Origin of the sequence: Kitasatospora sp. GP30 (assembly GCF_029892145.1) — a bacterium.
GTDB lineage: Bacteria > Actinomycetota > Actinomycetes > Streptomycetales > Streptomycetaceae > Kitasatospora > Kitasatospora acidiphila.
Window position 1 is genome coordinate 1 of the sequence record NZ_JARZAH010000045.1, and the last position, 15,522, is coordinate 15,522.

Annotated in this window: 11 protein-coding genes and 1 pseudogene; 6 read left to right on the top strand and 6 right to left on the bottom strand. The window is 69.8% G+C overall.

The genetic code is table 11. From position 1 onward, the window contains the following. Positions 1-29 precede the first annotated feature (29 nt). Entirely contained in the window at positions 30-4,784 is a 4,755-nt protein-coding gene (locus P3T35_RS35140; protein WP_280709153.1) for a non-ribosomal peptide synthetase, read from the top strand. Between the two features lie 192 nt (positions 4,785-4,976). Continuing rightward, the gene (locus tag P3T35_RS35145) at positions 4,977-5,870 is read left to right on the top strand and encodes a TauD/TfdA family dioxygenase (RefSeq protein WP_101383133.1); all 894 of its coding nucleotides are present in this window, start codon (positions 4,977-4,979) and stop codon (positions 5,868-5,870) included. A gap of 216 nt (positions 5,871-6,086) precedes the next feature. Here the strand turns inward: P3T35_RS35145 and P3T35_RS35150 are convergent, their stop codons facing one another. The 4 genes from P3T35_RS35150 to P3T35_RS35165 all read right to left on the bottom strand — a co-directional run bounded on the left by P3T35_RS35150 (position 6,087) and on the right by P3T35_RS35165 (position 10,271). Beyond that, complete coding sequence (locus tag P3T35_RS35150; protein ID WP_143676963.1) at positions 6,087-6,329, bottom strand: hypothetical protein; 243 nt, start codon at positions 6,327-6,329, stop codon at positions 6,087-6,089. A gap of 192 nt (positions 6,330-6,521) precedes the next feature. Then, entirely contained in the window at positions 6,522-7,292 is a 771-nt protein-coding gene (locus P3T35_RS35155) for an alpha/beta fold hydrolase (RefSeq protein WP_101383134.1), read from the bottom strand. A gap of 27 nt (positions 7,293-7,319) precedes the next feature. Then, complete coding sequence (locus tag P3T35_RS35160) at positions 7,320-9,188, bottom strand: non-ribosomal peptide synthetase (protein WP_280709156.1); 1,869 nt, start codon at positions 9,186-9,188, stop codon at positions 7,320-7,322. 78 nt (positions 9,189-9,266) lie between these two features. After that, positions 9,267-10,271, bottom strand: a complete 1,005-nt coding sequence (locus P3T35_RS35165; RefSeq protein WP_101383135.1) for a TauD/TfdA family dioxygenase — start codon at positions 10,269-10,271, stop codon at positions 9,267-9,269. A 118-nt stretch (positions 10,272-10,389) separates the two neighbouring features. On the opposite strand from P3T35_RS35165, the gene P3T35_RS35170 reads away from it, so the two are divergent. Beyond that, on the top strand, positions 10,390-10,596 hold the full coding sequence (locus P3T35_RS35170; protein WP_101383136.1) for a helix-turn-helix transcriptional regulator: 207 nt from the start codon (positions 10,390-10,392) through the stop codon (positions 10,594-10,596). 80 nt (positions 10,597-10,676) lie between these two features. Here P3T35_RS35170 and P3T35_RS35175 read toward each other — a convergent pair whose 3' ends face one another. Then, positions 10,677-11,615: a TauD/TfdA family dioxygenase gene (locus tag P3T35_RS35175; protein WP_101383137.1), complete on the bottom strand. Its 939-nt coding sequence runs from the start codon at positions 11,613-11,615 to the stop codon at positions 10,677-10,679. A gap of 537 nt (positions 11,616-12,152) precedes the next feature. Between P3T35_RS35175 and P3T35_RS35180 the strand changes: the two genes are divergently transcribed. The 3 genes from P3T35_RS35180 to P3T35_RS35190 all read left to right on the top strand — a co-directional run bounded on the left by P3T35_RS35180 (position 12,153) and on the right by P3T35_RS35190 (position 15,093). Then, positions 12,153-12,434 carry an acyl carrier protein gene (locus P3T35_RS35180; RefSeq protein ID WP_101383138.1) on the top strand — a complete coding sequence of 94 codons (282 nt, stop codon included), beginning with the start codon at positions 12,153-12,155 and terminating at the stop codon, positions 12,432-12,434. 633 nt (positions 12,435-13,067) lie between these two features. Beyond that, positions 13,068-14,849, top strand: a complete 1,782-nt coding sequence (locus P3T35_RS35185) for a fatty acyl-AMP ligase (RefSeq protein ID WP_101383139.1) — start codon at positions 13,068-13,070, stop codon at positions 14,847-14,849. Between the two features lie 61 nt (positions 14,850-14,910). Continuing rightward, positions 14,911-15,093, top strand: a complete 183-nt coding sequence (locus tag P3T35_RS35190) for a phosphopantetheine-binding protein (protein WP_180356680.1) — start codon at positions 14,911-14,913, stop codon at positions 15,091-15,093. A gap of 18 nt (positions 15,094-15,111) precedes the next feature. Here P3T35_RS35190 and P3T35_RS40490 read toward each other — a convergent pair. Then, positions 15,112-15,470: pseudogene (locus tag P3T35_RS40490) on the bottom strand (integrase); the annotation flags it as partial. Positions 15,471-15,522: the final 52 nt, after the last annotated feature.

Consider the following 15,522-nt stretch of genomic DNA (forward strand, 5'->3'; position numbering starts at 1 on the left):
CGCGCTGTGTCGTCAGCGATGGTGCGGTGGTGCCGATCGGTGGGCCGGTGGCCAACACCCGGGTGTATGTGCTGGACGGTTCGCTGTCCCCGGTGGCGGTGGGTGTCGAGGGTGAGTTGTATCTGGCGGGTGTGCAGTTGGCGCGCGGCTATGTGGGGCGTGCCGGTCTGACCGCGGAGCGGTTCGTGGCCTGCCCGTTCGCCGAGGGCGGGCGGATGTATCGCACGGGTGACCGGGTCCGCTGGAACGCCGATGGTCAGCTGGTGTATCTGGGCCGTGCGGACGAGCAGGTGAAGATCCGCGGTTTCCGGATCGAGCCCGGCGAGGTCCAGGCGGTGGTGGCCGCCCACCCTGCCGTGGCCCAGGTCGCGGTCGTCGCTCGCGAGGACGTGCCGGGTGACATCCGCCTGGTGGCGTACGCCGTTCCGGCTGGATCGGACACGCCTTCGGACGAACTCGTGTCCCTGTTGCGGGAGTTCGCTGGTGAGCGGTTGCCGTCCTACATGGTTCCGTCGGCGGTCGTGGTCCTGGACGCGCTGCCGGTGACCGTCAACGGCAAGCTGGACCGCAAGGCCCTGCCCGCACCGGAGTATGCGGCGGGTGCGGGTCGGGCACCGGCGACGGTGCAGGAGGAGTGGCTGTGCCAGGCGTTCGCGCAGGTGCTGGGACTTGACCGGGTCGGTGCGGAGGATGACTTCTTCGCGCTGGGTGGTCATTCGCTGTCGGCGATGCGGTTGGTGAGCCGGGTGCGTGCGGTGCTGGGCGTGGAGTTGCCCCTCCGGGTGCTGTTCGAACGCCCGACGCCGGCCGCGGTCGCGGCGTGGAAGGGTGAGGCCGGCGAGGGCCGTGCGGCGTTGGTGCCGGTGGTGCGTCCGGAGCGGGTGCCGCTGTCGTTCGCGCAGCGCCGACTGTGGTTCCTGGGGCAGTTGGAGGGTCCGAGCGCGGCCTACAACATTCCGATGGCGATGCGGTTGACCGGGGAGTTGGACCGCGGGGCCATGGCCGAGGCGTTGCGGGACGTGATCGGGCGGCACGAAGTGCTGCGCACGGTCCTGCCGATGGCGGATGGTGGGCCGTTCCAGCGGGTGCTGTCGCTGGAGGAGTGCGGCTTCGAGCTGTCGGTGGTCGAGGTGGCGCCGCAGGAGCTGGATGCGGCGGTGGCGGAGGCGGTCGGGTACGGGTTCGACCTGACGTCGGAGATCCCGTTTCGGGCGACGCTGATCGCGCTCGGCGAGGCCGAGCACGTGCTGGTGGTGGTGGTTCACCACATCGCCGGGGACGGCTGGTCGGCGGCGCCGTTGGCGCGGGATGCGTCGGTGGCGTATGCGGCGCGGGCCGCGGGCCGGGTGCCGCAGTGGGAGCCACTGCCGGTGCAGTACGCGGATTATGCGTTGTGGCAGCAGGAGTTGCTCGGGAGTGAGGACGATCCGGGCAGTGTGCTGTCCAAGCAGGTGGCGTATTGGCGCGAGGCGTTGGCGGGGGTGCCGGAGGAGTTGGAGCTGCCGGTGGACCGCCAACGCCCGGCGACGGCTTCGCACCGCGGTGAGAGTGTGGAGCTGGCCGTCTCCGCGCAGATGCACCAGCGACTGGCGGCGCTGGCCCGGGAGCGGGGGGCGACCCTGTTCATGGTGCTGCAGGCGGCGTTGGCGGTGACGTTGAACCGCCTGGGGGCGGGGGTGGACATCCCGATCGGGTCGCCGGTCGCCGGGCGCACCGATGAGGCGCTGACCGACTTGGTCGGGTTCTTCGTCAACACCCTGGTGATCCGGACCGACCTGTCCGGTGACCCGACCTTCGACGAGGTGCTGGAGCGGGTCCGGGAGACCAGCCTGCGCGCGTACGAGAACCAGGACGTGCCGTTCCAGAAGCTGGTGGAGGAGCTGTCGCCGGCCCGGTCGACGGCACGCCAGCCGCTGTTCCAGGTCGTGCTCGCGCTGCAGAACAACCAGTCGGCACAGCTGGAGCTGCCCGGTCTGCGCGCCGGAGGGTTGTCGGGCGGCCTGGTGCACAGCAAGTTTGACCTGGACCTGAACCTCAGCGAGGCGTTCGACGCTGACGGTGCGCCGGCCGGCTTGCGGGGTGTGCTCCTGGCGGCGGCGGACTTGTTCGATGCGCAGACCGTGCGGCGGATCGCGGGCTGGTTGCTCCAGGTTCTGGAGACGGCGACGGCGCAGCCGGGGACGCGGTTGAGCGCCGTTGATGTGATGGGCGCGGATGAGCGCCGCCTGCTCCTGGAGGAGTGGAACGACACGGGTGTTGCTGCTCCTGTGTTGTCGGTGGCGGAGGTGTTTGCGGCGCAGGTGGCGCGGACGCCGGATGCGGTGGCGGTGGTGTGCGGGGACGTGGAGCTGTCGTACGCGGAGTTGGATGTGCGGGCTGCTGCGTTGGCGGGTGTGCTGCGGGATCGCGGGGTCGGCGCGGAGTCGCTGGTCGGTGTGGTGATGGAGCGTTCGGTCGAGCTGCTGGTGGCGTTGCTGGCGGTGGTGAAGGCGGGTGGTGCGTATCTGCCGGTGGATGTGGAGTCTCCGTCGGAGCGGGTCGCGTTCGTGCTCAAGGACGCGGCGCCGGTGTGTGTGCTGACCACGCGGGATGCTGCCTCGCGGGTGCCTGGATCGGTGGAGGCGCCGGTGCTGGTGGTCGACGGTGAGCGGGTGCCGGCCGGGTCGGCGCAGGTGACTGGCGCTGGGGTGGGTCTGGAGTGCCCGGTGTATGTGATGTACACCTCGGGTTCGACGGGTGTGCCCAAGGGCGTGGTGACCACGCAGCGGGATCTCGTGGAGTTGGCGTCGGCTTCGCATTGGGGTGTGGGGTCGGGGGATCGGGTGTTGTTCCAGGCCCCGCATGCCTTCGACGCCTCCTCGTATGAGGTGTGGGTGGCGTTGCTGTCGGGTGCGACGGTGGTGGTGGCGCCGACGGGTGCGGTGGATGCGGTGGTGCTGCGGAAGTTGCTGGTCGACTGCGGGGTGTCGCACGTGCATGTGACGGCGGGTCTGTTCCGGGTGATCGCGGAGCAGGATCCGCAGTGTTTCGCGGGCGTGCGTGAGGTGTTGACCGGTGGTGATGTGGTGCCGGTGGGTGCGGTGCGTCGGGTGCTGGAGGCCAACGCGGGTGTGGTGGTGCGGCACCTGTACGGGCCGACGGAGGTGACGCTGTGCGCTACCCAGCACGAGGTGGGCTCGCCGGAGGCGCTGGGTGGGGTGCTGCCGATCGGTGGGCCGTTGGACGGTACCCGGGTGTATGTGCTGGACGAGTACTTGGCTCCGGTGCCGGTGGGTGTGGCGGGTGAACTGTATGTCGCGGGTGCTGGGTTGGCGCGCGGCTATCTGAACCGCCCGGGCCTGACGGGTGAGCGGTTCGTCGCGGACCCGTTCGGTGTGGCGGGTGGCCGGTTGTACCGCACGGGTGACCGCGTGAAGTGGTCGGCGGACGGTCGGTTGGTGTTCGCGGGTCGTGCGGATGAGCAGGTGAAGATCCGCGGGTTCCGAGTGGAGCCGGCCGAGGTGGAGTCGGTGGTGGCCGCGCACCCGCAGGTGGCGCAGGCCGCGGTGATCGCACGTGCCGTGGCGGACGGCGACAACGCCGAACTCGCCTCGTCCGTCCGTGCGTTCGTTGCTGAGCGGTTGCCGTCCTACATGGTTCCGTCGGCGGTGGTGGTGCTGGACGCGCTGCCGCTGACCGTGAACGGCAAGCTGGACCGCAAGGCCCTGCCGGCCCCGCAGTACGCCGTGAGTGCGAAGGCTCCCGACGGCGCCGGCTCGCTCAGTGCCCTCGAGCAGAGCGTGTGCGAGGCGTTCGCGAAGGTGCTGGGGCTGGAGAGCGTCGGGCTCGACGACGACTTCTTCGCGCTGGGCGGGCACTCGCTGCTGGCGGTGTCGCTGGTGGAGGAGCTACGGTCGCGCGGTGTGTCGGTGTCGGTGCGCGACGTGATCACCAACCCGACTGCGGCGGGACTGCTCAGCAGGATGTCCTTGTCGTCGGTCAAGGACGCGCTCGGCGGCATGCTTTCCATCCGGCCGAGCGGTAGCAAGTCGCCGTTCTTCTTCGTGCATCCCGGAAGCGGGTCGAGCTGGTGCTACCTGCCGCTGGCCCGGTACATCCCGCAGGAGTATCCGCTCTACGGGCTGCAGGCCGACGGGCTCGACGGCACGAGTGAACTCGCAGCCCGTGCTGTGGAGATGGCCGCGGCGTACATCGAGCAGATTCGTTCCGTGCAGCCGAGCGGCCCCTACCACCTGGTGGGTTACTCCTTCGGGGGGACGGTGGCGCATGAGATCGCGGTGCAACTCCAGGCGGCGGGTGAGCAGGTGGCCGCGCTGGTCATGCTGGACGCCTACCCGGCGGAGCAGGACGCGGATCCCGCCGCGGTCGGCGAGGCATCCCGCAACGCCGGGGAGGCGGACCGGTCCGACGACCCGGAGAGCTCGTCGACGTCCGACGAGAACGACGTGCGCGCCCAGAGACTCCGGGAGCTCCGGGCGGATATGGGCGCTGTCCTCGGCGGGATCTCGGACGAGGAGCTGATCCGCATCATGCGCGTCTTCGAGAACAACAGCCAGCTGTTGGTGGAGCACCGGACCGGTCGGTTCCGCGGGGATGCCCTGATGGTGGTCGCGGCGCAGGGCAAGGCGACCGATGTGCCGTTGGCGCAGCGGTGGGAGCCGTACATCTCCGAGGAGATCACCGAGGTGAGCCTTCCTCTCACGCACGCCGACATGATGCGGCCTCACACGCTGGGCCAGGTGTGGGCCGCCGTCGAGGGGTGGCTGGGCTCGGGCCGGTCGTAGCGGGGCCAGTCCGAACCGGAACCCGGAGCCACCTCAAGCCGGAGCAACCCACCGGCGAGTGGAGAAGTGGGGCCGGCTCAGGCCGGAAAGGTGGGGCCACTTCAAGCCGCCAACGCCACACAACCCCGCCCCGCCAAACCGTGCTCGGTAGCGGGCGACCACGACGTGACTTTCAACCATCCGGAGAAACAGATGACAACAGAACTCAGCAACCAGGCGCAGGGCGTACAGGAGGCCAGCGCCCCGCTGCTGCTCGAAGAGGCTTCGGCCGAACAAGTACGCGCCGGTCTCAGGGCCCGTGGGGCGGTCCTGCTGCGCCGGGCCGGCGGTCGGTCGCTAGCGGAGTTCGAGTCCTTGGCGGACGAGTTGATGACTCCGCTGGTACATCCCGCGGTCGCTGACATGCAACGTGAGCCGGTGAGCGCGGACGGTGCGACGGCGACGGTGAACAAGGGCCAGGGCTCCATCCCGCTGCACCGGGAGCTGTCGTACGCGCCCGGCGCACCCGACCTGCTGATGTTCCTCTGCCAGACGCCGCCGGCCAATGGTGGGCAGACCACCCTGTGCGACGGTGTCGTCCTGTTCGAGGCCCTGGACGAAGCGACGCGCGACTTCCTGCGAACCGGTGAACTGGTCTGGAGGTGGGAGGTCTCGCCCGCGCGCTGGCGCTCGGTCCTGGGCGTCACCACCCAGGAGGAGGCGCTCACCGCGGTCGAGGCGCTCAACGGCCTTTCGCGCGACGGCGGCTTCCTCAGCGGGACGTTCGAGGGGGAGACGCTCAAGGGCGCCTACCGGACCAGCTTCGTCACCCGCCCCGGCGACGGGCTCCGTGAGGCATTCTGCAACTCCGTGCTCGTCACCATGAGCGACGCGAAAAGCACCGCCACGCTGGGCGACGGCTCGGCCTTCCCCGACCTGCTGCTGCACGGCATCGCGGCCAAGGCCGAGGCGGTCACCTACGACATGGCCTGGCAGGCAGGCGACATCGTCGTACTGGACAACGCCCGGTACCTGCACGGGCGCCGTTCCTTCCTCGACACAGAGCGCCGGATCCTGACCCGGGTGGGCCACAGCCACAGGCCCTGAGCCTGGATCCACAGAGTTGTATTCGGTGAGTGCGGCTCTGCGCGGCACCGGGGTCAGGTAGTTGCGGCGCCAGTAGCCGACCTGGCCCTCCACTCCGCCCTTCTCGTGGGCGCCGCGAAGCCCGGGCTCGCAGTAGAACGGCGTGATCGAGAAGTGCTGGCGGAAGTCGGTCCAGCGGGGATGCTCCTCGCTGGAGCGGCTCTTGCTGATCACCCGCTAGGCGATCTCCTGGTGCCGCTGGTGGACGTAGTCCCACACCGTGGAGTACGCGATCTCGGCACCGCACTCCTGCTGAAGCCGGGTCAGGATCCGCTTCACGGTGTGCCGCTGCTTCGGCGGAGCTTCCAGATCGTCCAGCAGCCACTGGTCGATCGTCTTCTTGAACGGCTCCAGCCTTGGCGAATGCCGCCGAGGCGTCCGTCGCGGAGTCGGAACCGGCGAAGACAGGGCATCACGCACCAGCCGCCGATGGACCCCGTACTTGGGCTCTGGTCCGGGCCGAGCCTGGTCACGCCCGAGTCAGAGCCCAGGTCGCGGCCGGGTCGTCGGACGGCGCGAGCTCGGGGCCGGCGGGAACGCCGAAGCGCGGGTGCCGAGGCTGTGATACAGCCTCGGCACCCGCGCTGTTGGTGCGAGAGCCCCCGGGGGGCGTCAGCGGGAGCTGAACGCCCCGGAGAGGGCCGGGATGTAGGTCGGAATCCGACTCCAGACCTCCGGCGTGTAGAAGTGGCCGCCGGGCAGGACATCGTGCCGGAAGTCACCGGTCGTGAGGTCCCGCCAGTGCTCGCCGGCGTTGGGCTCGATCACCGTGTCCGTCTCGCCGGTCAGGACCTGCAGCGGCACACTGACCTTCGAGCCGGGAACGTAGTGGAAGGTGTCCCGGACCCGGACGTCGGCCCGCATCAGCTCGACCGCGAGTTCCCGCAGGTCCGGGTCGTTGACGACGTGCTCGGGCAACATCCCGTGCATGGTCATCCAGCCGAGCAGCTGCTCGTCGGTGTCCTGCTGAGTCGGGGACCCGTCCTGGGCGGTCAGCCCGCGGTGGGCCGCGTTGGCGGAGGACACCACGAGCGCCTCGGGCGCGGGGCCACCGAGCCGCTCGATGCGCACGGTGACGTCGAAGGCCATCCAGCCGCCCATGCTGTGACCGAAGAGCACATAGGGGCCCTCGGCCGCAGCGGAGAGCACGGCCTGGGTCGTGTCGTCGGCGAGGGCGTCCCAGGTCTGGGCGAAGTCCTCCATGAAGCGGCCTTCCCGGCCCGGGTAGCAGATGGCGGCGAGGTCGACGTCCGCCGGGAGCATGCCGCCCCACTGGTGGTACTGCCCGGTGCCGCCGCCGCAGAAGCCGAGGCAGATCAGGGTGCGGGCGGCGTTCTCGGTTCGGCGGGATCGGACGACGATGAGGTCCTGGGCGGTAGCCATGGGCGGGAATCCTTGCGATGTGATGGGTCAGGGGGTCTCGGGAGCTGCGGCGAGCTTGGCCTCGACGTACGCGGCCAGTTCGCGCAACTGCGGGTGCTGGTACACCTCTTTGGTCCGCACGGCGAGGCCGAGCTCGCGCTTGAGCCGGCTGATGACGCGCAGCGCGACGAGCGAGTGGCCACCCAGTGCGAAGAAGTTGTCGTCGGCGCTGATCCGGTCCCGGCCCAAGACCTCCGACCAGACCTCGGCGAGCAACTTCTCGACCGTTCCCTGGGGCTCGACGAACTGCTCGGCGGGTGCCGCATGCGGCGCGGGCAGTGCCTCCCAGTCGACCTTGCCGTTGACGGTCAGCGGAATGGCGTCGACCGCCACGAAGACCGAAGGGACCATGAACTCGGGGAGCACTGCCGCGCAGTGGTCGCGCAGCTCCGCGCCGGTCAGCGGCTCGTCGGCGACGTAGTAGGCCACCAACTGGTCACCGAGCGCGGGGTCCTGGTAGCCGGTGAGCACGGCGGTGGTCACCCGGGGGTGCGAGGAGACCGCGTCCTCGACCTCGCCGATTTCGATCCGGTAGCCGCGGATCTTGACCTGGCGGTCGACCCGGCCGATGAAGTCCAGCGAACCGTCGGCTCGCAGGCGGACCAGGTCTCCGGTGCGGTACATCCTCCCTCCTGGCCCGCCGCCGGGCTGGGGGTACCTCCCGGCCTCCCCCAGCCTTCGGCCGGGGGTACCCCCATGGCCGGGGGCGAGAGGCCTGTTGCCGTTCGCCGCGAACGGGTCGGCGACGAAGCGCTCGGCGGTCAGGGCCGGCCGGTTGAGGTAGCCCAGGGCCAGGCCCTCGCCTGCCAAGTACAGCTCGCCCGTCTCACCGGGAGCGGTCACCTGCCGGAGGTCGTCGCCGACCACGTACGCCCGGGTGCCCGGCAGCGGGTGGCCGATGTGCGCTTCCCCACCGGTGATCCAGGCACTGGTGGCGTCCACGGTGCACTCGGTCGGACCGTAGAGGTTCACCGCTTCGAGCAGCCCGTTCGCGGTCGCCTTGGATATCTCCTGCCAGGTCCGCTCCGGCACCGGCTCCCCGCCCATGAACAGACGCGGCAGCGGGCCGTCGGCACCGCTGTCCAGCAGGCAGGTCCGCACCAGCTCCCAGTGGGAGGGGGTGAGGTCGAGGTCCTGGATGCCGTACGCGTCGAGCAGGGTCCGGAGCTGGACGGGATCGGTGCGCTGGTCCTCGTCGAGGATGGCGATGGTGTCGCCGCGGCAGATCCGCGCCCACTGCTTCACCGAGGCATCGAAGGAGACACTGGCGTTCCAGCCGACGACCCGCGGCTCTTCGGCGTAGACGCCGGCCCGCTCCAGGGCCGTGACCAGGTCTGCGACGGATCCCCGTCCGACCTGGACGCCCTTGGGCCGGCCGGTTGAGCCCGAGGTGTAGATCACGTACGCCGGGTCGAGCGGATTGGCGGCCACCGGCTCCGAGCCGGCGGCTTCGGGGGCGCCGGTCGTGGAGTCCGGGTCGACGACGTCGAGGCCGGATGCCCCCAGGACGTGGTCGGGGGCGCCCAGCAGTACCCGGATGCCGGCGTCCTTGGCCATGAACTCCAGGCGGTCCACCGGGTAGCGGGGGTCCAGCGGGAGGTAGGCCGCACCCGCGCGCCACACCGCGAGCAGCGACACGACCAGCTGGGTGCTGCGCGGCAGACTGACCCCGACCAGGTCGCCGGCGCCGATGCCACGGGCGGCCAGCGCGCCGGCGAGCTGTGCGGTCCGCCGGTCGAGCTCGGCGAAGGTGAGCTCACCGTCCGCGCCCCGTACGGCGATCCGGTCCGGGGCGTGCTGTGCGGTAGCGCGGAAGCGTGCTACCAGGTCAACCGGCTTCTGGGCGAGGTCAGTCACGAGAACGAGCTCCTTGTGCACAGGAATGGGGCATGGCGCGGCCACCGGACCGACCCGGTCTGACGGCGCCGCTCAGGTTCAGGCGAATGCGGGCGCGGGCTCGACGGTCGGCCGGCACTCGGAGAGCTCGACCGGGTCGCCCATGGCCACCACGATCTTCCGGTCGCCGCGGAACGGGTCCCGGCCGTGTGCGGTCAGGATGTTGTCGACCAGCATCACGTCGCCCGGCTGCCAGGTCTCGCGCACCGTGGCCGCGTCATAGGCCGCCTGGATGGCCTGGAGGTCCTCGTTGCTCAGCGCGGCCCCGTCCCCGAACTCGGTGTTGAACGGAAGACCGTCGCGTCCGAACTCATCGACCAGCGCCTCCCGCAGGTCCTCTTCCAGCGCCCATTCGTTCCAGAAGAGCAGGTGGTTGAACCACACCTCCTCGCCACTCGACGGGTGGGTGATGATGCCGGGACGGATCTGGCTCGTCCTCAGGGTGCCGTCGTCGTACCACTGGTGGCCGATGAGGTTGTCCGCGCAGTAGCGCGCGACCTCGTCCACGTCATCGGTGGCGAACGCGGTCTGCCAGGCGGTGGAAATGTGCTCGGAGTAGCTGCGCGAGAGTCGCCACCCGGCGGTCCGGATCTTCTCGACCACCTGATCGGGGAGCGCGTCGAGGACCTTCCGGCAGTCCGCGACGGGTGTCGCCCCGCCCTGCGATGGTGCGATCAGGCAGCCGAACAACAACCGGCCGGGGAAGGTCAGCGTGTAGCTGTTCTCGTTGTGCATCCGGATCGACTGTGCGGCCGGGAGGTCCGTCGAAGAGAAGACATCGTCGCCGAGCCGGCTGCGGGGAGTGGTCTTCTCCCGGTACGGCGTCCGCTCGCTGATGAGCACGTCTCGGATCTGGGCGAAGTCCTCGATGGTCGCCATCGGCAGACCACGCAGGTAGATCGCGCCGTATTCCCGCAGAGCCGCGGTCAGTTGCGGATGGACATCCTCGAGCCACGCGCGGACCTGTGTCATCCCGGTGAGACCGGCGACGTGCGCTATGGCCGGCTTGCCATCAACGGCCTGCCATTTCAGCGTATGTGACATTGAATCAGGTCCTCTCCAGTTCCTTGGACCGGTTATCGTCCCGATAATAGGAGGATCGGTTGCGCCACGTTAAGGCGTCCAACGGGCTGATCGACAGGCCGTTGCTGCAGGCCGCAAGATCGAGCGGTTCACCGACCGCGAGCTCGAGGTCCTGACCCTGATCGGGCGCGGCATGTCCAACAGCGAGATCTCCGCCCACCTGTACATCAGCATGGCCACCACCAAGAGCCATGTGGCGCGCCTGCTCGCCAAGATCGATGCACGCGACCGGGTGCAGCTCGCCATCGCCGCCCATGAGGCGAAGATTGTCCCGCCGCCCGAGTGACGCCCCGGTCGCCACCGACCGAACCGGGAGCCCTGGTCCACCGGCTGCGGACCAGGGCTCCCGCGTTCTGCCCGGTGCTCTCAGTGCGACATGGCGACCAGGACCCGGCGGCTTCCGGCGAACGCCCTGCGCCCGTGTGCGACGGCGACGTTGTCGATGACCAGGACGTCGCCCTGCCGCCAGTCGACGTCAACGGCCAGCGCCAGTCCCTTCTCGCGGATCTCGAGCACGTACTCGTCGGGGATCGGGGAGCCGTCGGCGAAGGTCACCGACTGCGGCAGCTCGTCCGCGGGGACGATGGCCGCGAGCTCGCGCATGGTCTCCTCGCCCAGCGTCGCGGGGTGCCACTGGTCCGCCTGGTTGAACCAGACCTCCTCACCGGTGATCGGGTGCCGGAGCGTCGAGGGCCGGACCTGACGCGTCCGCAGCGCATTGCCGGCGGTCCACTCCCAGCTCACGCCCGCCTCGGCCAGCAGCTTCTCGACCTCCGCCCGGTCGTCCGTCTCGAACGTCGCCTGCCAGCTCTTGCCGAAGCCCCTGCCACCGTGCAGGTACTGCCGGTAGCAGACACCGCCGCTGAAGTCCGCGCGGATCCGCTCGTCGAGTGCCGCCAGCCAGGAGGCGCCGTCCAGTAGCGGAGTGGCGCCTCCCGTGGCAGCCGGCTGCACGCAGCAGAAGAGCAGCCGGGAGGGCCAGGCGTGGGCGTAGGAAAGCTCGCTGTGCATGGAGATCGCGTAGTCGGGCGGGTACTCCGTCGAGGTGTAGACGTTGTCGGAGACCTTGGTCCTGGGCGTGTTGCCGTGCACGTACGCGAGGCGCTCGGGCAGCAGGGCGGGCATCACGTCCGCCAGGGACGCCTCAGCGACGTCGAAACCCCGGAACAGCAAGGCCTGGTGACGGCCCAGCAGTTCGCCGACGGCTACCGAGTCGAGGTACTCCATCAGTCCCCGGGTGGTCGCGCTGGCGCCGGTGCTCTCGGGCGTGAACCGTTGCGGTGCCCAGCCCTGCTGAACGCTCATGGGGGATATCTCCTTGGTGGTTGGGAGGTAGGGCGTCGAGTTGTTCAACCTACGGGGGCGCCACAGTTGGACGCACCGGTTCGGTTCGGCCGCCTGCCGGGAGCGTCGGCCGTGCCAATAGACCGGGGCGAATGTTCGGCGTCGTTCAACCGGCGCGCCAACGCAGTTGAACGGTGGCCGTGGTGAGCATCAAGGATTGATCAGTCGTGCGGGCCTGCACCATAGTGAAGCGAGGCGGCATGGTGAAACCGGTGCTCTTGGGCATCTGGAGGCTGGTGCGGGTGGCCTGACACGGCTTGTCGGTGGAGTCCCGTCCAGGAGCCTGATCGAGGCGATGAAGAAGTAGCGCCCCTGCTGTTGGGCCGGCCTGCTGAGGCAGCCCGACAGCAGGGGTCTGGCATTACGGCGGAGTTCTGGCCCGTACGGCGCGAAGCGCCGGTTCGAGCAGGCACTGCTCCATCTCGCGGTCTCATGCATTCGGATGCCGCGGACCATGAACAGACTGTGCATCATATACCTGATGAGAAAGGGAGTTCGATGACTGATCGGGAAGTGGGTGCGGGGGTGTCGGGTGAGGACATTGAGCGGTGGTTGATGGAGCGGGTGTCCTATTACCTGGAGACGCCGGTGGGGGAGATCGATCCGGGTGTCTCGCTCGCCGAGTACGGGTTGGAGTCGGTGTACGCCTTCGCGTTGTGCGGTGACATCGAGGACAAGTTGGGTGTGACCGTGGAGCCGACCCTGGTGTGGGATGTCGACACGGTTGCGGCTCTGACCGTTCACCTGGCCGGCCTGGTGGCCGAACTGCCGTCGGCCTGAAGGGTCTTCAGGGCCTTGACGCCTTGCAGGGCGGTCAGTTGACCAGCGCCCTGGCCCTGAGCCGACCTACCGGCTGCGACCCGCCGTACCTCGTCGACGCCGCCTTCCAAGCGGACGACTCGTACTTCGCGGCCCGAGGAGCGGTCAGAGTGGACCCGGTGGATATCGACGAAGACAGGCCTGGCCGCGGGTTACCCGCAGTCCCCGGCACGTGTGTTCAACGGTGGTCGCGCGGCGGTTGAACGGTGCTCAGGACAACTGGAGTTGTTCGTTGGGCGGGAACGAACTCGCCGAACTCAGAACCGCCGCGCGCTGCCTGCGCACCAGCCTTACCGCCCTGATGGCCTGCGCCGGCGATGGTTGAACACCAGTGCTGATCATTTGCAGCGGGTTGAACACCCGCACCATCGCCAGTGGCTGGGGCATAGTGGTCTGCGCCGCCAGGAACCGACGGAGTTCGGCGAAGCCGGATGTCAGGACGCCTGGACCGGACCGAGGAACCGTGGGCAGAGCTGCGGCCGATCAGCCTGATCGCGACAGTCGAGAACGACACCGCCCAGCCGCGCGGCGCGCGCCGCCGTGCATGTCCGCGCGCCGCTCAGACCGACGCAGCGCCAAGCCCAGGGGGAAACAATGGCCTTCGAGCTGACCAGCTACCGGAACCTCGGCGACGCGTTCGCCGCGCGCGTCGCCCAACATCCCGACAAGACCGCGGTCACCATCTACCGCAACTCCGCCGACGCCGCGCACGAAAGCCTCAGCTACGCCGAACTCGCCCGCCGGGCCGGCCTGCGAGCCGCCGACCTGGCGCAGCACCTGGCCCCCGGTGAGCGCGTTCTCATCGCGCTGCCCACCGGCACCGAGTTCGTCGAGCTCTACCTCGCCTGCTTGCTGGCCGATGTCATCGCCGTGCCCGCCCCGCCGGCGACCGGCTCCGCCAGCGCCGCCCAGCGCGTCGCCGCGATCGCCGCGGACTGCACGCCCGGACTGGTCTTCGTCACCGCCGGGGACCTCGACACCCTCACCGAGCGCTTCCACGCGCAGGGCCTGGGCCACGTCCCCGTCCGGGCCGCCGCCCCCGTGCCGGCCGGTGAGGCCCTCCCCGCGGCGCTCCGCGGCCGCCACGCCGACCAGGACTCGCTCGCCGTTCTCCAGTACAGCTCCGGGTCCACCGGCACCCCGAAGGGCGTGATGCTCGCCCACCGGAACGTCCAGGCGAACCTCGCGGCCCTGCACTCCGTCATGGGCCTGGGCGGTGACGACTCGTTCGGCAGCTGGATGCCGCTGCACCACGACTTCGGTCTCTTCTGTCAGCTCAGCTGCGCACTCTTCTACGGCGCGACATCGGTCCTGATGCCGCCGACGGTGTTTGCCCGCAGGCCCGTCGAGTGGTTCCGGATGATGAGCGAATTCCGGACCACCGCCAGCTCCGCCCCCAACTTCGCGTACGGCATCGCGCTGCGCCTCATCCAGGACGAACAGCTCGACGGGCTCGACCTGTCACCGCTGCGCTTCCTGAGCAACGGCTCCGAGCCGATCCACGCTCCCACCGTCGCCGCGTTCACCAAGCGATTCGCGCAGATCGGCCTGCGCCCCGAAGCCCTCGTCGCCGGCTACGGCATGGCCGAGGTCACCGTCTACGCCAGCGGCACCCCCATCCCGCTCCAGCCGACCGTCCTGGTCGTCGACCCCCAGCGCCTCGCCGACGCCGACCACCCCGCGCTGGTTCCCACCCATGACGGCCGCGGCAAGGAGATCACCGGCGTCGGACGCCCCGAGGCCTTCGACACCCTCATCGTCGACCCCGCCACCCTGCGCCCCGTGCCCGACGGCGAGGTCGGCGAGGTCTGGCTGCGCGGCGACAGCGTCGGCCGGGGTTACTGGGACAAGCCCGACCTCACCGCCCGCATCTTCCACGCCCGTCCCGCCGGCGCCGACGACACCGGACCCGACTGGCTGCGCACCGGCGACCTGGGCGCCCTTGCGGACGGCGAACTGTTCATCACCGGCCGGCTCAAGGAGGTGATGATCGTCCACGGCCGCAACCTCTACCCGCACGACCTCGAACACGAGGCGCGGGCCGCCCACCCCGCGCTGGAGGGGTTCGTCGGCGCCGCCTTCGGCGTCCAGGCCCCCGACGAGCGGATCGTGCTGGTGCACGAGGTCAGCCCGACCCTGTCGGCCGAGGAACTGCCCGCCGCGGCGGCGGCCGTCATCCGCCGCCTCACCGCCGCTACCGGTGCGCCGGTCCGCAACGTCCTGCTGGTGCGGCGCGGCAGCGTCCACCGCACCACCAGCGGCAAGATCCAGCGCGCCGCGATGCGCGACCGCTTCCTGGCCGGCGAGATCACTGCCCTGCACACCGAACTCGAACCAGCGGTACGGCAGTTGACCGCAGGGCCCGAAACCCTGTGACGCCCACCCGCACCGGCACCGCACGCGGGATCGTCAACCGGTTGGCGTGGATGCAGGCCGAGTGCGGGCTCACGGGCGCGGATCGGGTGCTGCGGAAGACACCGTTCTCGGCGGCCACTCGCTGCTGGCCACGCGACTGGTGGGCCGACTGCGCGGCGACCTCGGAGTGAACCCGCCGATGCCGACCCTGTTCGAGATGCCGACCCTGGCCGGGCTCGCCGCCTGGCTTGCCGATCAGACCTGAGGGGTGTCAAAACTCCGATCAGGCCGCTGATCTGGGCGTTTCTGGTGGTGGCTGGGAGGGTGTGATCGGTGCGGCGTGGTACTCGTTGAGCAGCCCGCCGAGCAGTCGACGGCGCCGGATTGCCGTGGCGGGCAGTGGGATGACGTTGGGGTCGTCGTGTGGGGCTCGCAAGTCCAGGCTGCGGTGGGCGCGGCCGGTGTTGTAGTGCTCGGTGTATTCGCCGAGTATGGCGCGCAGGTGTCGGTGGTGAACTTCGAGCCGCGGTCGCGGTCGCGGATTAGGAACTGGAAGTGCCCGGCTCTGTCTCCGAGATCCATCAGCAGGTTCCGGGCGAGCTGGGCGACCCACTCGCCGGTTGGGTGTGGGGTGATGCCGAGGCAGAAGATGGGGTACAGCAGTCGCAGACCCACAAACCGTCATCATGCCCGG